The 21,229-nt window shown below is 57.4% G+C and carries 18 protein-coding genes; 5 read left to right on the forward strand and 13 right to left on the reverse strand.

Annotation, left to right across the window (positions count from 1 at the left end; translation table 11 throughout):
- Positions 1-540: 540 nt before the first annotated feature.
- From aceA to IF654_RS08520, 9 genes are all read right to left on the reverse strand, one after another.
- Complete coding sequence (gene aceA, locus IF654_RS08480; RefSeq protein WP_047274311.1) at positions 541-1,866, reverse strand: isocitrate lyase; 1,326 nt, start codon at positions 1,864-1,866, stop codon at positions 541-543.
- Positions 1,867-2,097: 231 nt separating this feature from the next.
- Positions 2,098-2,841: a secretin N-terminal domain-containing protein gene (locus IF654_RS08485; protein ID WP_194862588.1), complete on the reverse strand. Its 744-nt coding sequence runs from the start codon at positions 2,839-2,841 to the stop codon at positions 2,098-2,100.
- A 150-nt stretch (positions 2,842-2,991) separates the two neighbouring features.
- Positions 2,992-3,414: a GNAT family N-acetyltransferase gene (locus IF654_RS08490; RefSeq protein ID WP_047274314.1), complete on the reverse strand. Its 423-nt coding sequence runs from the start codon at positions 3,412-3,414 to the stop codon at positions 2,992-2,994.
- Positions 3,407-4,573 carry a ribosomal protein uL16 3-hydroxylase gene (locus IF654_RS08495; protein WP_047280448.1) on the reverse strand — a complete coding sequence of 389 codons (1,167 nt, stop codon included), beginning with the start codon at positions 4,571-4,573 and terminating at the stop codon, positions 3,407-3,409. Before IF654_RS08495 ends, IF654_RS08490 begins: the two co-directional genes overlap by 8 nt.
- Positions 4,574-4,656: 83 nt before the next feature.
- Entirely contained in the window at positions 4,657-6,027 is a 1,371-nt protein-coding gene (gene purB / locus IF654_RS08500; protein WP_047274316.1) for an adenylosuccinate lyase, read from the reverse strand.
- Positions 6,028-6,156: 129 nt separating this feature from the next.
- Positions 6,157-6,777, reverse strand: a complete 621-nt coding sequence (hflD, locus tag IF654_RS08505; RefSeq protein ID WP_047274318.1) for a high frequency lysogenization protein HflD — start codon at positions 6,775-6,777, stop codon at positions 6,157-6,159.
- Positions 6,774-7,907, reverse strand: coding sequence for a tRNA 2-thiouridine(34) synthase MnmA (gene mnmA, locus IF654_RS08510; protein ID WP_047274320.1), 1,134 nt, complete (start codon positions 7,905-7,907; stop codon positions 6,774-6,776). Before mnmA ends, hflD begins: the two co-directional genes overlap by 4 nt.
- A gap of 59 nt (positions 7,908-7,966) precedes the next feature.
- Positions 7,967-8,413 (reverse strand): NUDIX hydrolase, encoded by a 447-nt coding sequence (locus tag IF654_RS08515; protein ID WP_047280447.1) that lies wholly within the window; start codon positions 8,411-8,413, stop codon positions 7,967-7,969.
- 148 nt (positions 8,414-8,561) lie between these two features.
- Complete coding sequence (locus IF654_RS08520) at positions 8,562-10,784, reverse strand: NADP-dependent isocitrate dehydrogenase (RefSeq protein ID WP_047282596.1); 2,223 nt, start codon at positions 10,782-10,784, stop codon at positions 8,562-8,564.
- Between the two features lie 466 nt (positions 10,785-11,250).
- On the opposite strand from IF654_RS08520, the gene icd reads away from it, so the two are divergent.
- Positions 11,251-12,507 (forward strand): NADP-dependent isocitrate dehydrogenase, encoded by a 1,257-nt coding sequence (gene icd / locus IF654_RS08525; RefSeq protein ID WP_047274325.1) that lies wholly within the window; start codon positions 11,251-11,253, stop codon positions 12,505-12,507.
- 74 nt (positions 12,508-12,581) lie between these two features.
- Here the strand turns inward: icd and IF654_RS08530 are convergent, their stop codons facing one another.
- Positions 12,582-12,854: a cold shock domain-containing protein gene (locus tag IF654_RS08530; protein WP_139047502.1), complete on the reverse strand. Its 273-nt coding sequence runs from the start codon at positions 12,852-12,854 to the stop codon at positions 12,582-12,584.
- Between the two features lie 224 nt (positions 12,855-13,078).
- Between IF654_RS08530 and clpS the strand changes: the two genes are divergently transcribed.
- Both clpS and clpA read left to right on the forward strand, forming a co-directional pair.
- Positions 13,079-13,441 carry an ATP-dependent Clp protease adapter ClpS gene (gene clpS, locus IF654_RS08535; protein WP_047274327.1) on the forward strand — a complete coding sequence of 121 codons (363 nt, stop codon included), beginning with the start codon at positions 13,079-13,081 and terminating at the stop codon, positions 13,439-13,441.
- Between the two features lie 29 nt (positions 13,442-13,470).
- On the forward strand, positions 13,471-15,741 hold the full coding sequence (gene clpA, locus IF654_RS08540) for an ATP-dependent Clp protease ATP-binding subunit ClpA (protein ID WP_047274328.1): 2,271 nt from the start codon (positions 13,471-13,473) through the stop codon (positions 15,739-15,741).
- A gap of 121 nt (positions 15,742-15,862) precedes the next feature.
- Here clpA and infA read toward each other — a convergent pair whose 3' ends face one another.
- From infA to aat, 3 genes are all read right to left on the reverse strand, one after another.
- Positions 15,863-16,081 carry a translation initiation factor IF-1 gene (gene infA, locus IF654_RS08545; RefSeq protein ID WP_002553999.1) on the reverse strand — a complete coding sequence of 73 codons (219 nt, stop codon included), beginning with the start codon at positions 16,079-16,081 and terminating at the stop codon, positions 15,863-15,865.
- A 100-nt stretch (positions 16,082-16,181) separates the two neighbouring features.
- Positions 16,182-16,889, reverse strand: coding sequence for an arginyltransferase (locus IF654_RS08550; protein ID WP_047274330.1), 708 nt, complete (start codon positions 16,887-16,889; stop codon positions 16,182-16,184).
- A gap of 108 nt (positions 16,890-16,997) precedes the next feature.
- Positions 16,998-17,684, reverse strand: coding sequence for a leucyl/phenylalanyl-tRNA--protein transferase (gene aat / locus IF654_RS08555; protein WP_047277724.1), 687 nt, complete (start codon positions 17,682-17,684; stop codon positions 16,998-17,000).
- 425 nt (positions 17,685-18,109) lie between these two features.
- Here aat and IF654_RS08560 point away from each other — a divergent pair, with 425 nt between their 5' ends.
- Together IF654_RS08560 and lolA are read left to right on the forward strand one after the other, a co-directional pair.
- A complete protein-coding gene (locus IF654_RS08560) occupies positions 18,110-20,512 on the forward strand; it encodes a DNA translocase FtsK (RefSeq protein WP_047274332.1) in 2,403 nt (800 codons plus the stop codon).
- A 52-nt stretch (positions 20,513-20,564) separates the two neighbouring features.
- The gene (lolA, locus tag IF654_RS08565) at positions 20,565-21,188 is read left to right on the forward strand and encodes an outer membrane lipoprotein periplasmic chaperone LolA (protein ID WP_047280445.1); all 624 of its coding nucleotides are present in this window, start codon (positions 20,565-20,567) and stop codon (positions 21,186-21,188) included.
- Positions 21,189-21,229: the final 41 nt, after the last annotated feature.

Raw genomic sequence — 21,229 nt, forward strand, 5'->3', positions numbered from 1 at the left:
GCTGGTAATCCTTAACAGAGAGCCAATGTCTCTGAGCTCAAAAAGGTAATAAAGCAGTGACGATATGTCGCAGCGCAATTGATGGGCGAGATTTTATGGCTAAACACCCAGCAAGTAAATTTTCTAAGATGAATAAATTCAGTCCTTTAGTGGTATAGCTTCCTCCAAAGTCTACGTAGGCCACGTGGCACGGGCATTACAGCTTATTTCAGCGATGATGTTTTGTTTGCGCTGCAATGAACAATGCGACGCCCAAATGATAATGAATATCGTTTAAATCTGAATCTGTTGTTTTACAGCTTAGCCTGCCTGCGCAAGTTGGCTTATATATGTAGCCATTGCAAGTTTCGAACTTGGTTTTCTAACCTGATTCTGTTTTCGATTTATGGACCTGGATCAGGTTTTCGTCGACGTGCGGACGGATCTTGACGAAATTCAGATAAAAAAACGCCCCGAACCAGTCGGGGCGTTATGTTCAAGGCATTGCGTTTGTTCTTTACAGGCGAGGCAATGGCCGTCGTTTCACTGGTTGCCGGGCAATCAGTGGAACTGTTCTTCTTCGGTCGAGCCGGTCAGGGCGGTGACCGAGGACGAGCCACCCTGAATCACGGTGGTCATGTCATCGAAGTAACCGGTGCCCACTTCCTGCTGGTGCGCAACGAAAGTGTAACCCTTGGCGGCGTCAGCAAACTCCTGCTCTTGCAGCTTCACGTAGGCGGTCATGTCGTTACGGGCGTAGTCGTGCGCCAGGTTGAACATGCTGTGCCACATGTTGTGAATGCCAGCCAGGGTGATGAACTGATGCTTGTAGCCCATTGCCGACAGTTCGCGCTGGAATTTGGCGATGGTCGCGTCGTCCAGGTTTTTCTTCCAGTTGAAGGAAGGCGAGCAGTTGTAGGACAGAATCTGGTCCGGGTATTCCTTTTTGATCGCTTCAGCAAAGCGGCGCGCTTCGTCCAGGTCAGGCTTGGCGGTTTCACACCAGATCAGGTCGGCATACGGCGCGTAGGCCAGGCCACGGGCAATCGCTTGATCCAGGCCAGCGCGCACTTTGTAGAAGCCTTCCTTCGTGCGTTCGCCGGAGACAAATGGCTTGTCGTACGGATCGCAGTCGGAAGTCAGCAAGTCGGCAGCGTTAGCATCGGTACGGGCCAGAATGATGGTCGGTACGCCTGCAACGTCGGCAGCCAGTCGGGCCGCAGTCAGCTTCTGTACGGCTTCCTGGGTGGGAACCAATACCTTGCCGCCCATGTGCCCGCATTTTTTAACCGACGCCAGTTGGTCTTCGAAGTGAACGCCTGCAGCGCCCGCTTCGATCATGTTTTTCATCAGCTCGTAGGCATTGAGTACGCCGCCGAAACCGGCTTCAGCGTCTGCCACGATGGGGGCGAAGTAGTCGATATAACCTTGGTCGCCCGGGTTCTTGCCGGATTTCCACTGAATCTGGTCGGCGCGACGGAACGAGTTATTGATGCGCTTGACCACGGTTGGAACGGAGTCCACCGGGTACAGCGACTGGTCGGGGTACATGGATTCGGCAGAGTTGTTGTCTGCCGCCACTTGCCAGCCCGACAGGTAGATAGCCTGGATACCGGCTTTAACCTGTTGTACTGCCTGGCCCCCGGTCAGGGCGCCCATGCAGTTGACGAAATCTTTTTCAGGACGGAAGGACGGGTGTGCGCCCTGAGTCACCAGTTTCCACAGCTTTTCGGCGCCCATTTTTGCAAAGGTGTGCTCGGGTTGAACCGAGCCGCGCAGGCGGACCACGTCAGCAGCGGAGTAATCGCGAGTCACGCCTTTCCAGCGTGGGTTTTCGGCCCAGTCTTTCTCGAGGGCTGCAATTTGCTGTTCGCGTGTCAGTGCCATGGTGATAAACCTCGTCGCATAGGTCTGGGTTGAAAAATTTTTGCTCCACCAGGCACACAACCATTTTGTTCGTATACGTGCGTGAATGGCTTCTCGCTAGCGGTCAGGGGCGCTTTGCAGGGCTCTGATCGGCGGGAGCGGGGCCATCATGCCTTCGCTTTTTTGAGTCGTCAAACGTTTTGTAGTGCTTTTTCTGTGGCACTACATATTTGGTCTAATACGACCCGTCAGTCAGTTTTGGCCTTTTGGGTCGAGTGCGTCGACTTTGACCCGCAATGTCATGTCATCCCGGCTTTGAGTCGAGTAGGTGCGGGTTTGGCCCTGCTGGCCAGCCAGGTTCTGGCCGCTGATGCCCGCCACTGTGATCCATTGGCCGAGGGGGCCGCTGACCTGTGTGTCGGTACTTTGCACGTTCACTACATCCGGCTGTTCCTGGCTCATGCGGTCGCGGTTGGTGCTGATCGCCAGGTGTACCGTTTCACCTGTAACGCTGGCGGTGATGTAAAAACCCTTGGTCACGTTGCGATAAGCGGTTTGTGCCGAGAGGCGTCCGTATGCATCGGTCTGGGTGCTTGTCTGGGGAATGCTTTGGCCTGTCTGGATCAAGGCGGGAACACCTTCAGTGGCTTGAATCTGCTGAACGCCGCCGTCACGGCTGGCGGTGCTGTAGACCCGCGTATTGCTGTTGCTGTCAGGCAGGTTGGTATCGCTGGTATCGACGGTGATCAGCAAACGGCGCGCAGGCGTGTCGAGCTGGCTGAGCAAGTCTTCCAGGCCCTGGATTTTCTGGGTCGGGGCCTCGACGATGAGTTGATTGCCGTAAACGGTGACGTTGCCGTCCTTGCCGATGAAGTTCTGGGCCACCGGCAGTAAGTCCGCGCTGGTGCGGTTTTTCAGTGTGATGACTTGGGTGTCGGCAAGGGCGCTGAGGCTCAACAGCATCATCAGACCGGCGATGAGTGGGCGTAAGACCATGTCTGTTATCTCCGCAAGGCTTGAAAAGGGATGAAGGCAGTGTGCCAGTTTGTCGGCCTAAATGTGACGAGGTTGAATGACACACAGCAAAACGCCCTGCGATCCGACGATGGCAGGGCGTTTTTTATTCAGGAGCAGCGTTCACGCGTGTCAGGCGCAGCGCACCATGTCCACGTGCGGAATGCCCGCCTCCAGAAACTCGTCGCTCACGATCTTGAACCCGAGCCGCTCATAGAAAGGCGTGGCGTGCACCTGTGCGCTCAGCTTCACCTCTTTCAAGCCGCGTTCTTCGGCTTGTTCGAGGGTGGCCTGCATCAGGGCGTCGCCGACTTTCAGTCCGCGCCAGTCCTTGAGGACGGATACGCGGCCTATCTGGCCATCCGCCAGGAGGCGGGCCGTGCCAATGGCGAAATCGCCTTCAAAGGCCAGAAAGTGTACGGCGCTGCTGTCGTCCGAATCCCACTCCAGTTCGGGCGGAACGTGCTGTTCGTTGATAAACACCGCTTCACGGATGCGTCGAAGTTCGGCGTTATCCTTTTGCCAGTCGGCGACACGTACGCGAATTTTATTCATCAGCGAACCCCAGGCTTCCTTGTTTGACCAATTCACACAGCAGGTTGCGGCCATCTTCATCTGCCAGCCACGGGCCGAGGTTTTCGGCATGCAAGGCATCGGCGGCACAGATCATTTTCAAGAGATCGCGCAGTTTGCCCGGCAGCAGGCGGCTCTGTCCGCTGGCAAACAGAAGCAGGTCTTCATCCACCTCGGACCAGGCCAGGCGGGCGCTCGGGTTGCGGATCAATACCGCGCCCTGGTCGAGACTGCCGAGCAAGTCTTCTTCTTCGAGCTCGGGGCCTACGACGAGTTCCGGATAGCGTGGCTCGGTCATGAACTGGCCGAACCAGGTCAGGAGCATGCGCTCATCGCTCATGTGTTCAGCGAGCAAGCCTTTCAAGCGGTCCAGCGCATCGCGCTGGATCTGATGCGGGTCGCTGACCGGTTGTGCGTCGGCATCGGTGTAACGTTCTTCATCCGGCAGGTACTGGCTGAGGAAGTCGGTGAAGTGGGTCAGTACTTCAGCGGCGCTCGGGGCGCGGAAACCGACCGAGTAGGTCAGGCAGTCGTCCACGGCTACACCGCTATGGGCAAGGCGTGGCGGCAGATACAGCATGTCGCCGGGTTCCAGTGTCCACTCATCGGTGGCCTGGAAGTCTGCCAGGATGCGCAGGTCGGCGTGTTCCAGCAGGGCGCTGTCGGAGTCGCACATCTGGCCGATCTGCCAGTGGCGCTTGCCAGCCCCTTGCAGCAGGAATACGTCGTAATTATCGAAGTGCGGGCCGACGCTGCCGCCGGGTGCGGCGTAGCTGATCATCACGTCGTCAATACGCCAGCTCGGCAGGAAGCGAAAGTGCTCCAGCAGCTCGCCCACTTCGGGCACGAACTGATCGACGGCTTGCACCAGCAAGGTCCATTCGCGTTCAGGCAGTTTGCCGAACTCATCTTCGGCAAAAGGCCCGCGGCGCAGCTCCCACGGGCGTTCGCCGTGTTCGATGACCAGTCGTGATTCGACCTCCTCTTCAAGTGCCAGACCGGCCAGTTCGTCGGCATCGATCGGGCTTTCGAAGTCAGGGATTGCCTGTCGGATCAGCAGCGGTTTTTTCTGCCAGTAGTCGCGCATGAATTCGCGTGCAGTCATGCCGCCCAGAAGTTGAAGAGGAAGATCAGGATTCATGTGTAACCTATTGAAAAGTTGCGCTTTGTATTCGGGAATAAAAACGCCCGGCACGGCCGGGCGTTAGTAGGTCGTTACAGCACTCAGATGCGCTTGGCCTGTTCGACCGCGTTGCCGATGTAATTGGCAGGGGTCAGCAGCTTCAGCTCGGCCTTGGCCGCTTCCGGCATTTCCAGGCTATCGATGAACGTCTGCAGTGCTTCAGGGCTGATGCCCTTGCCGCGCGTCAGCTCTTTGAGCTTCTCGTACGGGTTTTCAATGTTGTAGCGGCGCATGACGGTCTGGATCGGCTCCGCCAGCACTTCCCAGCAGGCATCCAGGTCAGCAGCGATTTTCTGGGCGTTGAGCTCCAGTTTGCTGATGCCTTTGAGGCTGGCTTCGTACGCGATCACGCTGTGAGCAAAGCCCACGCCGAGGTTGCGCAGCACGGTGGAGTCGGTCAGGTCGCGCTGCCAGCGGGAGATTGGCAGTTTGCTGGCCAGGTGCTGGAACAGCGCGTTGGCGATCCCCAGGTTGCCTTCGGAGTTTTCGAAGTCGATCGGGTTGACCTTGTGCGGCATGGTCGATGAACCGATCTCGCCCGCGATGGTGCGCTGCTTGAAGTAGCCCAGGGAGATGTAGCCCCAGATGTCGCGGTCGAAATCGATCAGGATGGTGTTGAAGCGCGCGATGGCGTCAAACAGCTCGGCAATGTAGTCGTGCGGTTCGATCTGCGTGGTGTACGGGTTGAAACCCAGGCCCAGTTCGTCTTCGATGAAGGCGCGGGCGTTGGCTTCCCAGTCAATCTGCGGGTAGGCCGACAGGTGGGCGTTGTAGTTGCCCACGGCGCCGTTGATTTTACCCAGCAGCGGTACGGCGGCCACTTGAGCGATCTGGCGCTCCAGGCGGTAAACCACGTTGGCTAGTTCTTTACCCAGGGTGGTAGGCGACGCCGGTTGACCGTGGGTGCGCGACAGCATCGGCACGTCGGCAAAGCGGATGGCCAGTTCGCGGATGGCTTCAGCGGTTTGACGCATCAGTGGCAGCATCACCTCATCACGGCCTTCGCGCAGCATCAGCGCGTGGGACAGGTTGTTGATGTCCTCGCTGGTGCAGGCAAAGTGGATGAATTCGCTGACATTGGCCAGTTCCGGCAGCTTGGCAGCCTGTTCCTTGAGCAGGTACTCAATGGCTTTGACGTCGTGGTTGGTGGTGCGCTCGATCTCTTTGACGCGTTCGGCGTGTTCCAGAGAGAAGTTTTCGGCCAGTTCATTCAGAACGGCGTTGGCTTCGGCGGAGAAGGCCGGGACTTCCGGGATGGCCGCGTGGGCAGCCAAGCGCTGGAGCCAGCGAACTTCAACCAATACACGGGCACGGATCAGGCCGTACTCGCTGAAAATAGGGCGCAGGGCCTGGGTTTTGCCGGCGTAGCGGCCGTCAACAGGGGAAACCGCAGTGAGCGAAGAGAGCTTCATGGGGTGTTCTCGGACAGTCGGGCAACGAAATGGGGCGCGTATCATACATGAAAAAAACGGCCGGTCCGTTGCCAAGTGACCGGCGTCATACGCGAAGCGACGTTACAAAGGTGTGCGTTCTGGCGGGTGTTAGCCGCGCAGCATCGGATAAAGCTCTTTGAGCAGCTTGCGACGGCTGAATACCAGTTGCCAGCGATGACCGCCCAATTGGCGCCACAAGCGTGCCGAGCGGATCCCGGCCAGCAGCAGTGCGCGAATTTTGGCGGCGTTGCTGGGTTGTTGCAGGTTGCGCATGTCGCCGTGGACCTGAATGCGCTGGCGCAGCGTGCTTAGGGTGTCCTGATACAGTGCGCCACAGGCCGCCACGACGTTTTCATGGGCCGGACCGAAGTGCTCGACTTGGGACTGGATCTGCGGCAAGCGTTTGCCGATCAGTTCAAGCATGTCGTCACGCTTGGCCAGCTGGCGCTCCAGGTTGAGCATCGACAGGGCGTAGCGCAAAGGCTCGCGCTGCAACGTATTGGGGTCGCGTTCAAGGGCGCCAATGAGGGCCCGGTAACCTTCGCGCAGGTTGATGTCGTCACCGCCAAACACTTCCAGCGTGTCTTTCGGGTCGCGCACCAGCAATGTGCCAAGCATGCAGGCCAGATCCGCTTCGCCGACCTGACCGGTGCGGGCGATTTTGTCCACCAGCACGGCAGCCAGAAAAACCCCGCCGAGTGCGATCAGTTGTTCCTGGGTGGCATTCATGCCTGTTCGCCCTTGTGGTTCCAGGGTTCGGCCACTTCGATCACGCCGCCGCCCAGGCACACTTCGCCATCGTAGAACACCACTGACTGGCCGGGTGTAACGGCGCGTTGCGGGTCATCGAAGGTCGCGCGGTAGCCGCTGGCGGTTTTTTCCAGCGTGCAGGGCTGATCGCTCTGGCGATAGCGCACTTTGGCGGTCAGGCGCAGCGGGCTGTCGAGGTTGATCGGGTTGACCCAGAAAATCTCCGACGCGAGCAGGGCGCGCGAAAACAGCCAGGGATGATCGTTACCCTGGCCGACAATCAGCTCGTTGTTTTCGAGGTCTTTGTGCAGCACGTACCACGGCTCGTCGCTGGCGTCTTTCAGGCCGCCGATACCCAGGCCCTGCCGCTGGCCAATGGTGTGATACATCAGGCCGTGGTGGCGGCCGATGACTTCGCCGTCGGTGGTTTTGATCTCGCCCGGTTGAGCGGGCAGGTATTGCTTGAGGAAATCGCTGAAACGGCGCTCACCAATGAAGCAAATACCGGTGGAGTCTTTCTTCTTGGCGGTCGCCAGGCCATGTTGCTCGGCAATCTTGCGCACTTCGGGTTTTTCCAGTTCACCGACCGGGAACAGGGTGCGGGCAATTTGCTCGCCGCCCACTGCGTGCAGGAAGTAGCTCTGGTCTTTGTTTGGGTCCAGGCCCTTGAGCAGCTCGGTGCGGCCGTCGATGTCGCGACGGCGCACGTAGTGGCCGGTGGCAATCAGGTCGGCGCCAAGCATCAGGGCGTAGTCGAGAAACGCTTTGAACTTGATTTCACGGTTACACAGGATGTCCGGGTTAGGCGTGCGTCCGGCCTTGTATTCGGCCAGGAAGTGTTCAAACACGTTGTCCCAGTATTCGGCGGCAAAATTGGCGGTGTGCAGCTTGATGCCGATTTTGTCGCACACGGCCTGGGCGTCTGCCAGGTCATCCATGGCGGTGCAGTAATCCGTTCCGTCGTCTTCCTCCCAGTTCTTCATGAACAGGCCTTCCACCTGATAGCCCTGCTCCATGAGCAGAACGGCGGAAACGGAAGAGTCAACACCGCCGGACATGCCGACAATGACGCGCTGTTTTTCGGGGGCGACTAAGGCTGGATCACGCATAGGGTTTCAATGAGTGTCTTGAAAAAGGACGCGATTCTAGCAGGCCCGAGCGCTCAAGGCTAAACCGAAGGGCGGATTAACGAGAGGTCAAACAATTTGCCGGCCAGATAATCGTCGATGCACAGCAAGGTCAGTTCGCTGCGCCAGCGGTGGCGTTGTGCGAGCAACTCGTCGCGGGTCAACCACTGCGGGCCAATAATCCCGGTATCGAGCGGTGAGTCGGGGTGATGCTTGAGCACTTTGCCTGCAAAGCACACGCGCTGATAGGTCACACCATTGCTGGGGGCGGTGTACAGGTAAATGCCGATCACGCCAGTCAATTCAACGTCATAGCCGGTTTCTTCGAAGGTCTCGCGAATCGCGGCCTGGATCAGGCTTTCATTGGGGTCCAGATGCCCGGCAGGCTGATTAAGCACAGCACGCTCGTGCTTGAGCTCTTCGACCATCAGGAAGCGACCATGGTCTTCGACGACCGTGGCAACTGTAATGTGGGGTTTCCATTCCATAAAATGTGCTCGGCTTGAAGGGGGGTGGGTTCTGGATCCTACAGAAAGTGTGTGCCAACCCCAACCTCTGCAAGTGTCGACAGTGGGAAGCCGAAAAACACAAACCCCGGCGTCGTGGGCCGGGGTTTGCGGTGTTGCGGTGTTGCTCTTACACCGAAGCGATGATCGCGTTCAGTGTGGCGCTAGGGCGCATAACGTTGCTGACCTTGTCGGCATCGGCGTGGTAGTAACCACCGATGTCGACCGGCTTGCCCTGAACGGCGTTGAGTTCGGCAACGATGGTTGCTTCGTTCTCGGCCATGGCGTTTGCCACTGGGGCAAACTGGGCTTGCAAGTCTTTGTCTTCGGTCTGGGCTGCCAGGGCTTGTGCCCAGTACAGAGCCAGGTAGAAGTGGCTACCGCGGTTGTCGATATTGCCAACTTTGCGCGATGGCGATTTGTTGTTGTCGAGGAACTGGCCAGTGGCCTGGTCCAGGGTTTTGGCCAACACCAACGCTTTCGGGTTGTTGTAGGTCGTGCCCAGGTGCTCCAGGGAAGCAGCCAGTGCCAGGAATTCACCCAGCGAGTCCCAACGCAGGAAGTTTTCTTCCAGCAGTTGCTGTACGTGCTTGGGTGCCGAACCGCCTGCGCCGGTTTCGAACAGGCCGCCGCCATTCATCAGCGGAACGATCGACAGCATTTTGGCGCTGGTGCCCAGTTCCATGATCGGGAACAGGTCAGTCAGGTAGTCGCGCAGAACGTTACCGGTCACCGAAATGGTGTCCAGACCCTTGCGGGTGCGCTCCAGCGTGAACTTCATGGCCTCAACCGGGGACATGATGCGAATGTCCAGGCCGCTGGTGTCGTGATCCTTCAGGTAAGCCTGAACTTTCTCGATCATCACGCCGTCGTGGCTACGTTGTGGGTCCAGCCAGAAAACAGCAGGGGTGTTGCTGGCGCGAGCGCGGTTGACGGCCAGTTTGACCCAGTCGCGGATCGGCGCGTCTTTGGCCTGGCACATGCGCCAGATATCGCCCGCTTCGACTTTTTGTTCCATCAACACGTTGCCGTTGCTGTCGCTCACGCGAACCACGCCATCGGTCTTGATCTGGAAAGTCTTGTCGTGGGAGCCGTACTCTTCGGCTTTCTGGGCCATCAGGCCAACGTTTGGCACGCTGCCCATGGTGGTCGGATCGAAGGCGCCGTGTTGCTTGCAGTCTTCGATAACCGCCTGGTAGATGGTTGCGTAGCAGCGATCCGGGATCACGGCCTTGGCGTCGTGCAGTTGACCGTCGGTGCCCCACATTTTGCCGGAGTCACGGATCATGGCGGGCATCGAGGCGTCGACGATGACGTCGCTCGGCACGTGCAGGTTGGTGATGCCTTTGTCGGAGTTAACCATCGCCAGCGCAGGGCGAATGGCGTAGACCGCCTGGATGTCCGCCTCGATTTCGGCTTGCTTGTCTGCCGGCAGGGCCTTGATGCGGGCGTACAGGTCGCCGATGCCGTTGTTCAGGTTGAAACCGATTTCTTTCAGGACGTCAGCGTGTTTTTCCAGCGCGTCCTTGTAGAACTCGGCCACGATCTGACCAAACATGATCGGGTCGGAGACCTTCATCATGGTGGCTTTCAAGTGAACCGAGAACAGTACGCCTTGTTTCTTGGCGTCTTCGATTTCGGCCGCTACGAACTGGCGCAGGGCTTTTTTGCTCATGACGGAGCAATCGATGATCTCGCCGGCCTGTACGGCCGTTTTTTCTTTCAGGACGGTGGTCGTGCCGTCTTGAGCAATCAATTCGATTTTGACGCTGTCCGGGGCTTCAATCAGGGCTGCTTTTTCGCTGCCGTAGAAGTCGCCTTCGCTCATGTGAGCCACGTGAGACTTGGAGTCTGCGGCCCAGGCGCCCATTTTGTGCGGGTGCTTGCGTGCGTAGTTTTTCACCGACAGCGGTGCGCGGCGGTCGGAGTTGCCTTCGCGCAGTACCGGGTTTACGGCGCTGCCCATGACTTTGCTGTAACGCGCTTTGACGTCTTTTTCGGCATCAGTGGTGACTGACTCGGGGTAATCCGGGATATCGAAGCCCTGCGCTTGCAGTTCTTTGATCGCGGCCTGCAATTGCGGGACCGAGGCGCTGATGTTAGGCAGCTTGATGATGTTGGCTTCAGGGGTAACGGCCAGGGCGCCCAATTCGGCGAGGTGGTCCGCTACGGCCTTGGCACCCAATTGCTCGGGGAAGCTGGCAAGGATTCGGCCTGCCAGAGAGATGTCGCGCGTCTCAACAGCGATATCAGCCGGAGCGGTGAACGCTTCGATGATAGGCAGCAGTGAATAGGTGGCGAGGGCCGGAGCTTCGTCGGTGAAGGTATAGATGATCTTCGAACGGGTGGGCATTTCGGATTAACTCTCTTCTTTGCTGAGCGTGCTCAGATTCTCGAGATGCGCAGGGTAGGCGCTTTCGTTCACAGTGAACAATGAGCCGAAAGTCGAGGTTCTTCGCGGTGATGTGAATGCATCAGTAGAGCGTCAAGCGGTCGAGCCGGGGTAACGGCTCAGCCTTTCTAGGCCTGAAAGACTCATTGCAGTGTGGTGCTTCGCGATGACTCCGCGGTCACCGGCGCAGTATACATAGGTCACTAATGTTCCGGCGAGGGCTGAGGTGGATCAGCGGTCATCCATTGGTCTAAGAAGCGTTCGCATATCGCCCTGTATTTTGGCGCTAACCCCTTTGTATCCGGGCTTGTCAGGAGGGTTGTGGCAGGCATGTAACCGGGTATGTAGAACATTCGGTTTGCGTCCCCATTCAACTGGGTTACGCTCGAGAGCGGCATAGATGTTAAACCCACATATGGAGTTCAGCATGGGATACAACAAGATCAAGGTTCCAGCCGCAGGTGAAAAAATCACCGTCAATGCAGACCACTCCCTGAACGTGCCCGACAACCCGATCATTCCTTACATCGAAGGTGACGGCATCGGTGTCGATATCAGCCCGGTCATGATCAAAGTGGTGGATGCTGCCGTGAGCAAGGCCTACGGCGGCAAGCGCAACATCTCCTGGATGGAGGTGTATGCGGGCGAGAAGGCGACTCAGGTTTACGATCAGGACACGTGGCTGCCTCAGGAAACACTGGATGCGGTCAAGGAATACGTCGTGTCGATCAAGGGCCCGCTGACCACGCCGGTTGGTGGCGGTATTCGCTCCTTGAACGTAGCCCTGCGCCAGCAACTCGATCTGTATGTCTGCCTGCGCCCCGTGCGTTGGTTTGAAGGCGTGCCCAGTCCGGTCAAAAAGCCGGGCGACGTCGACATGACCATCTTCCGCGAGAACTCCGAAGACATTTATGCCGGCATCGAATGGAAAGCCGGTTCGCCTGAAGCGAACAAGGTGATCAAGTTCCTGAAAGAAGAAATGGGTGTGACCAAAATCCGTTTCGACCAGGACTGCGGCATCGGCGTCAAACCGGTCTCCCGAGAAGGCACCAAGCGTCTGGCGCGCAAAGCCTTGCAATATGTGGTGGACAACGACCGCGAGTCGCTGACCATCGTGCACAAAGGCAACATCATGAAGTTCACTGAAGGTGCCTTCAAGGAGTGGGCCTATGAAGTGGCGGCCGAGGAGTTCGGTGCAACCCTGCTCGACGGTGGCCCGTGGATGCAATTCAAGAACCCTAAAACCGGGCGCAATGTCATCGTCAAGGACGCCATTGCCGACGCCATGCTCCAGCAGATTCTGCTGCGTCCCGCCGAATATGACGTGATCGCCACGCTTAATCTCAACGGTGACTACCTGTCCGATGCGCTTGCAGCAGAAGTGGGCGGTATCGGTATTGCGCCGGGCGCCAACCTATCGGACACCATCGCAATGTTCGAGGCCACCCACGGCACGGCGCCCAAGTACGCGGGCAAGGATCAGGTCAACCCCGGATCACTCATCCTGTCTGCTGAAATGATGCTGCGACACATGGGCTGGACCGAAGCGGCGGACCTGATTATCAAAGGCACCAATGGTGCGATTTCGGCCAAAACCGTGACGTATGACTTCGAACGCCTGATGGAAGGCGCTACGTTGGTGTCGTCTTCAGGTTTTGGCGATGCGCTGATTGCCCATATGTAGGGCTTTAAATGACAGAAAAGGCCGATTCATGTGAGTGAATCGGCCTTTTTTGCACTGACTGTGGGATCGGCGGGTCAGACCGAGAGGGTGTTGGCCTCTGTCGCAGTCGTGGGGGAGGTGACTTTATTGCTGGTGATCTTCACTGCGTGCAGGCCTTTGGGGCCTTGAGTGATTTCGAAATTGACTGGCTGGCCCGCTTTGAGCGTCTTGTAGCCGTCCATTTCAATGGCTGAAAAGTGGGCGAAAAAGTCGATCTTGTCTCCTTGTTCATCTTTGCCTTCCTTGGCGTCCGTGTTGATAAAGCCGAAGCCTTTGGCATTGTTGAACCACTTGACCGTGCCTTGCATACTCATATCCCTCTGCTGCAAACGACTCCATCACTGGAGTATCATCCAGTTCACTCGCACATCGACCCTGAAAGTGGTTGACTGTGCGGACCTTTACTCCCCACATTGGGTACCAATGGTTGTAACACCGTTTTACCGATAGTCAAGGTCACGCGGCGGCGCTGTTGAAATTTGACGCGCCTGCCTCCATCACTGTAACCGCACAACGACGAACCTTTCTTTCCATGCATGCAATCAGCCAGATTCGACTAACATTCAATCAGGATCGACCCGATTTTGATGACGACGACTCCGCTGGCTTGGCTGTGCAAGAGGCTAAGCCCGCACTTCAGGCGCCGCCGATGTACAAGGTGGTTTTGTTCAACGATGACTACACACCCATGGATTTCGTCGTCGAAGTACTTGAGGTGTTTTTTAACTTGAATCGCGAATTGGCGACCAAGGTCATGCTGGCCGTTCATACAGAAGGACGGGCAGTGTGCGGCATCTTTACCCGCGACATTGCCGAGACCAAGGCCATGCAGGTAAATCAGTACGCACGCGAAAGCCAGCATCCGCTACTCTGTGAAATCGAGAAGGACGGTTAACGCCGACCACTTGGGTATGAGGTGAAGCCATGTTAAACCGCGAGCTCGAAGTCACCCTCAATCTTGCCTTCAAGGAAGCCCGCTCCAAGCGTCATGAGTTCATGACGGTTGAGCACCTCCTTCTTGCGCTTTTAGATAATGAGGCAGCCGCAACCGTTCTACGCGCCTGCGGCGCAAACCTCGACAAACTCAAGCATGACCTGCAAGAGTTTATTGATTCCACAACCCCTCTGATCCCCGTTCACGATGAAGACCGTGAAACCCAGCCTACGCTCGGTTTTCAACGGGTCCTGCAGCGTGCGGTATTTCACGTCCAAAGTTCGGGCAAGCGTGAAGTGACCGGCGCCAACGTGCTCGTGGCCATTTTCAGCGAGCAGGAAAGCCAGGCGGTATTCCTGCTCAAGCAACAAAGCGTTGCCCGCATCGATGTGGTGAATTTCATTGCACACGGCATCTCCAAAGTGCCGGGCCACGGTGAACATTCCGACGGCGAACAGGACATGCAAGATGAGGAAGGCGGTGAAACCTCCTCTTCGAGCAATCCGCTGGACGCCTATGCCAGCAACTTGAACGAGCTGGCTCGTCAGGGTCGCATTGACCCGCTGGTTGGGCGTGAGCACGAAGTCGAGCGCGTGGCTCAAATCCTTGCGCGTCGCCGTAAAAACAATCCGTTGCTGGTCGGTGAGGCCGGGGTGGGTAAAACCGCAATTGCTGAAGGCCTGGCTAAGCGTATTGTTGATAATCAAGTGCCGGACTTGTTGGCCAATAGCATCGTCTATTCGTTGGACCTGGGTGCGTTACTGGCCGGTACCAAATACCGTGGCGATTTCGAGAAGCGGTTCAAGGCGTTGCTGGGTGAGCTGAAGAAGCGCCCGCAAGCCATCCTGTTTATCGATGAGATCCACACCATTATTGGTGCTGGCGCTGCATCGGGTGGCGTGATGGACGCGTCCAATCTGCTCAAGCCGCTCCTGTCTTCCGGGGACATCCGCTGCATCGGTTCCACGACGTTCCAGGAATTTCGTGGCATTTTCGAGAAGGACCGTGCACTGGCGCGTCGCTTCCAGAAAGTGGACGTGTCCGAGCCGTCGGTTGAAGACACCATCGGCATTCTGCGCGGGCTGAAAGGGCGTTTTGAGCAGCACCACAGCATCGAATACAGCGACGAATCGCTGCGTGCCGCGGCTGAGCTGGCATCACGCTACATCAACGATCGCCATATGCCCGACAAGGCCATTGATGTCATCGACGAGGCGGGTGCTTACCAGCGCCTGCAGCCGGTTGAGAAGCGCGTCAAGCGTATTGAGGTCGAGCAGGTGGAAGACATCGTGGCGAAAATCGCCCGAATTCCGCCTAAGCATGTGTCCAGTTCCGATAAAGAACTCCTGCGCAACCTTGAGCGTGACTTGAAACTGACCGTATTTGGTCAGGATGCGGCCATTGATTCGTTGTCGACGGCTATCAAGCTCTCGCGTGCAGGACTCAAATCGCCTGACAAACCGGTCGGTTCCTTCCTGTTCGCAGGCCCGACGGGCGTGGGTAAAACCGAAGCGGCCCGTCAACTGGCCAAGGCGCTGGGTGTTGAGCTGGTGCGCTTTGACATGTCCGAGTACATGGAAAGGCACACCGTCTCGCGTCTGATCGGCGCTCCTCCCGGGTACGTAGGGTTTGATCAGGGGGGGTTGCTGACGGAGGCAATCACCAAGCAGCCGCATTGCGTGTTGCTGCTCGATGAAATCGAGAAGGCGCACCCTGAAGTCTTTAACCTGTTGTTGCAGGTCATGGACCACGGGACGCTCACCGACAACAACGGGCGTAAGGCCGACTTCCGTAACGTGATCATTATCATGACCACCAATGCCGGGGCCGAGACCGCTTCCAGGGCTTCGATCGGGTTTACCTTCCAGGATCACTCGTCCGATGCGATGGAAGCGATCAAGAAAAGCTTCACGCCGGAGTTCCGCAACCGCCTGGACACCATTATTCAGTTTGGTCGCCTCAGTCACGAGGTCATCAAAAGTGTGGTGGACAAGTTCCTTACCGAGCTTCAGGCGCAGCTGGAAGACAAACACGTGCAGCTTGATGTCACAGACGCGGCACGTGGCTGGCTGGCAGCGGGTGGTTACGATGTGCTGATGGGTGCGCGCCCGATGGCGCGTCTGATTCAGGACAAGATCAAGCGCCCGCTGGCGGAAGAGATCCTCTTTGGCGAATTGGCCGATCATGGCGGTGTGGTTCACATCGACCTGAAAGACGGCGAGTTGACCTTCGAGTTTGAAACCGCGGTTGAAATGGCTTAAATCAGCCCAGCATAAAAAAAGCGCCGAAAGGCGCTTTTTTTATGGCGTGGTGATCCGGATGCTGACAAATCGCAGGCAAACAAAAACGCCCGGCAGAACCGGGCGTTTTGTATTGACTTGATTAGCGAGCGCGGTAAGTGATGCGCCCTTTGCTCAAGTCATAGGGCGTCAGCTCGACGCGCACTTTGTCACCGGTAAGAATACGAATGTAGTTCTTGCGCATCTTGCCGGAGATATGCGCGGTTACGACGTGCCCATTTTCCAACTCCACGCGAAACATGGTGTTGGGCAGGGTGTCGACGACAGTGCCTTCCATTTCGAAGCTGTCTTCTTTCGACATGCAGTAAAGCCCTCGGTGTCCAGTGAATGGCCCGGTGCAACTGCGCCAGGCAAAAGCGGCGTGCATTGTGCCCGAAAAGTGGGGTTCACGCCAAGGGGGTTCAGTAAAGAGTGCTCCATCTTTGGTTAATCAGCAGTTCAATAGGCCTGTATTCGGTCTTGTAATTCATTTTTTTGCAGTTTTTGATCCAGTAACCGAGGTAAACCGCTTCCAGTCCAAGGCGCTCGGCTTCCGTGATTTGCCACAGGATGCAATAGCGGCCCAGGCTGCGGCGCTCTTCGTCAGGATCATAAAAGGTGTAAACCGCAGACAGGCCGTTAGGCAGCACATCTGTCACGGCCACTGCCAGCAGCCGTCCGTCCAGCCTGAATTCATAGAATCTGGAAAATGGCAGGTCGCGCACCAGAAACGTCGAAAATTGATCGCGGCTGGGCGGGTACATATCGCCATCGGCATGGCGTTGCTCGATGTAGCGCTGATACAGGTCGAAGTGTTCTTCGCTGAACCCCGGCCTGGCTACCTGCACGTGCAGGTCTGCATTGCGCTTGAAGATGCGCTTTTGCTGACGGCTCGGGTTAAAAAGCGCCACAGGGATGCGTGTTGCCGTGCATGCATCGCATCGCAGGCAGTGTGGGCGGTAAAGGTGGTCGCCACTGCGGCGAAAGCCCATTTCGGACAAGTCGGCGTACACCTGCACGTCCATCGGCTGGCTGGGATCGAGGAACAGCGTTGTGGCTTGTTCGTCGGGCAGGTAGCTGCAAGCGTGAGGTTGAGTGGCATAAAACTTCAAACGCGCCAGCTCGGTCATGATCGGCCCTCGGTGAATCCTTGAATTAAGTGTAAGCCAGCTCGGAAAACTCGCCCGTTAAACCTGGAGTGTTCTCCCGCACTCGGCGCGGGCAACTTTGCGCTACGGTCATGCTTGGCGGGGCCAGCAGGCGGTTGTCGGTTGGTCGAGATGGTTGTGCAGGTAATCGGCGAACTGCGCGCGCGGGATGGAGCGTGCGCCGAGGCTTTCGAGATGGCGGGTAGGCATCTGACAGTCAATCAAGACAAATCCCCAGGCCTGAAGCTGTTTGACCAGGGTGGCAAATCCGACTTTGGACGCGTTGTCGGCGCGGCTGAACATGGATTCGCCAAAAAACAGCTGGCCCATCGCCAGGCCGTACAACCCGCCCACCAGTTCATCGTTCTCCCACACCTCAACAGAATGGGCGTGTCCACGTTCGTGCAGTTCGATGTAAGCATTTTGCATGTCGTCCGTGATCCACGTGCCATCGGCGTAGGCGCGTGGTGCCGCGCAGGCCTGGATGACCGCCACAAAATCCCGGTCGTAGGTAACGGTGTATCGCTGCTGGCGCAGCACTTTGCCCAAACTGCGTGAAACATGCAGCTCATCCGGAAATAGCACCGTGCGCGGGTCTGGCGACCACCACAGGATGGGCTGGCCTTCGGAAAACCACGGAAAACAGCCATGACGATAGGCCTGGACCAGGCGGTCGGCCGACAAATCGCCGCCTGCGGCAAGTAAACCATTGGGCTCGCGCATGGCGTTGGCCAAGGGGGGGAATGTCAGGGAGTCGCGTTTCAACCAGGTCAGCATGGCATTGAGTCTTACAGTAGAAGGGGAGGGCGGCTGCAACTCTGTCGCGCAAGTGCGGTCTCAGTCGATCTGGCAGTCAATTCAGGGGCTGTGGGGCGCCTGTTATAAGTCTTTGTCACACAAGGCAATGCATGCTCAAATTGGCGCTTTGGGGCGTAGCACAAGACAATTTCTGTAACCTCGGGTGCCAGCATGGCATCGGCGGCTCAAACCCGTACAATGGCCCGCCTGTTTGAGCTGTTCTAAGCTGCACAGTATTCACTGTTTTACATGGCGGGCTGGTCATGAAAAAACACGTAATAGTACAAGGCTGTGTGTAAGGCTAGTCCAGTTTCATGTCTGAACTTGTCACCTGCTCGCCGTGAGCAGTATTTTTGCAGTCAATCCATAGTAGGGCGCGCCACAGGCGCAGGAAAACACGCGTTTTGAAGAAATCCACAGCAGCACCTAAAGAAGTTCCTCTCTGGCGTCAGCAATTGCACTACCGGCTCAAGGAAGGTGCGTTGATTGCGATTGGCGCCCTTTGCCTGTTCCTGATGATGGCGTTGCTGACCTATGCCAAAGACGATCCCGGCTGGAGTCATAACAGCCGCGTGGTGGATGTGCAGAACTTCGGCGGGCCTGCCGGTTCTTACAGCGCGGACATCCTGTTCATGGTGCTGGGCTACTTCGCCTACATCTTTCCGCTGCTGCTGGCGGTCAAGGCTTACCAGATCTTCCGTGAGCGGCATCAGCCCTGGCAGTGGAGCGGCTGGCTGTTTTCGTGGCGTCTGATCGGGCTGGTGTTTCTGGTGCTGTCCGGCGCGGCCCTGGCCCACATTCATTTTCACTCGGCTTCCGGCCTGCCGGCGGGTGCCGGTGGTGCACTGGGCGAAAGTCTGGGGGATCTGGCCAGGAACGCGTTGAACGTGCAGGGCAGTACGCTGCTGCTGATTGCGTTGTTCCTGTTTGGCCTGACCGTATTCACGGACTTGTCGTGGTTCAAGGTGATGGACCTGACGGGCAAGATCACCCTTGATCTGTTTGAGTTGATTCAGGGCGCTGCCAATCGCTGGTGGTCAGATCGTGCTGAACGCAAGCAACTGCAAGCGCAACTGCGAGAAGTCGACACCCGTGTCAGTGAAGTGGTGGCTCCCAGCGTTTCCGACAAGCGCGAGCAGGCCAAGGCCAAGGAGCGCCTGATCGAGCGCGAACAGGCCCTGAGCAAGCACATGTCTGAACGTGAAAAACACGTGCCGGCCGTGATTACCCCAGTGCCCACCAAGGCGCCGGAGCCCAGCAAGCGTGTGCAGAAAGAGAAGCAGGTGCCGCTGTTTGTCGACAGTGCGGTTGAAGGCACGCTGCCACCGATCTCGATTCTCGACCCGGCCGAAAAGAAGCAGCTCAACTACTCCCCTGAATCACTGGCGGCGGTGGGGCATCTGCTCGAGATCAAGCTCAAGGAGTTCGGCGTAGAGGTCTCGGTGGACTCCATCCACCCGGGCCCGGTCATTACCCGTTACGAGATTCAGCCCGCAGCAGGCGTCAAAGTCAGTCGCATTGCCAACCTGGCCAAGGACCTTGCACGTTCTCTGGCGGTAACCAGCGTGCGGGTGGTTGAAGTCATTCCGGGTAAAACCACCGTGGGTATCGAGATTCCTAACGAAGACCGCCAGATCGTGCGCTTCAGCGAAGTGCTGTCGACCCCCGAATTTGATAATGCCAAGTCGCCCGTTGCCCTGGCCCTGGGGCATGACATCGGCGGCAAACCGGTGATTACCGATCTGGCGAAAATGCCGCACTTGCTGGTAGCCGGTACTACGGGTTCCGGTAAGTCGGTTGGCGTCAACGCAATGATTCTGTCGATCCTGTTCAAGTCGGGTCCGGAAGACGCCAAGCTGATCATGATTGACCCGAAAATGCTCGAACTGTCGATTTACGAAGGCATCCCGCACTTGCTGTGCCCGGTAGTGACCGACATGAAAGACGCCGCCAACGCATTGCGCTGGAGCGTGGCAGAGATGGAGCGTCGCTACAAGCTGATGGCCAAGATGGGCGTGCGTAACCTCGCGGGCTTCAACCAGAAGATCAAGGACGCCCAAGAAGCGGGCGAGCCGTTGACCGATCCGCTGTACAAGCGCGAAAGCATCCACGACGAAGCGCCGCTGCTGACCAAATTGCCGACCATCGTCGTGGTGGTCGACGAATTTGCCGACATGATGATGATCGTCGGCAAGAAGGTGGAAGAGCTGATCGCCCGCATTGCGCAAAAGGCCCGGGCGGCGGGGATTCACTTGATTCTCGCGACCCAGCGTCCTTCGGTGGATGTGATCACCGGTCTGATCAAGGCCAACATTCCGACCCGCATGGCGTTTCAGGTGTCGAGCAAGATCGACTCCCGGACCATCATCGACCAGGGCGGTGCCGAGCAACTGCTGGGGCACGGTGACATGCTCTACATGCCGCCTGGCACTAGCTTGCCGATTCGCGTGCATGGCGCGTTTGTGTCCGACGAAGAAGTGCACCGTGTGGTTGAAGCCTGGAAGCTGCGCGGCAGCCCGGATTACAACGACGACATCCTCAGCGGGGTGGAAGAAGCAGGCAGCGGCTTTGAGGGCGGTGGTAGCGAAGGCGGTGATGATGCAGAAACCGACGCCTTGTATGACGAAGCTGTCCAGTTTGTACTGGAAAGCCGTCGCGCCTCTATTTCAGCCGTTCAGCGAAAATTGAAAATCGGCTACAACCGCGCGGCCCGCATGATTGAATCCATGGAAATGGCCGGGGTTGTAACCTCCATGAACACCAATGGCTCGCGTGAAGTTCTGGCGCCGGCCCCACTACGCGACTGATCGGCCCGCGGCGCACTCGCGGGCCGGGTTTAACTAATCAAAGAGGGTTTTCATGCGTTTTTTCAGCATGCTGTTGCTACCGGTTCTGGCTATGTCTTCTCTTGCGGCTCATGCCGGCGAACAGGACGTAAAACGGTTAGGCCAACTGTTGGGACAGTCCAATACCATCTCGGCCCGTTTCAGTCAGTTGACGCTGGATGGCAGCGGCACTCAATTGCAGGAAACGGCCGGTGTCATGTCGGTCAAGCGCCCGGGGCTGTTCTACTGGCACACCGATGCGCCTCAAGAACAGACCATGATCTCGGATGGCAAGAAAGTCACTCTTTGGGACCCGGACCTGGAGCAGGTGACCATCAAGAAGCTGGATGAGCGTTTGAACCAGACCCCTGCTTTGCTGTTGTCGGGAGACGTCTCAAAAATTGATCAGAGTTTTGACGTCACCTCCAAGCCGTCGGGAGAGGTGTTGGAGTTCATGTTGAAACCCAAAACCAAAGACACCCTGTTCGACTCGCTCAGGTTGTCTTTCCGCAACGGCAAGATCAACGATATGCAATTGATCGACAGTGTCGGTCAGCGCACCAATATCCTGTTCAGCGGTGTGAAGGTGAATGAAGACATTCCTGCCAGCACATTCAAGTTTGTCGTGCCCAAAGGTGCTGATGTCATCCAGGAGTAACTCACTGTGCCGATCGGGCGGTGACGCGCGGCTAGTATTTT

This window comes from Pseudomonas lundensis, from assembly GCF_015377145.2.
GTDB lineage: Bacteria > Pseudomonadota > Gammaproteobacteria > Pseudomonadales > Pseudomonadaceae > Aquipseudomonas > Aquipseudomonas lundensis.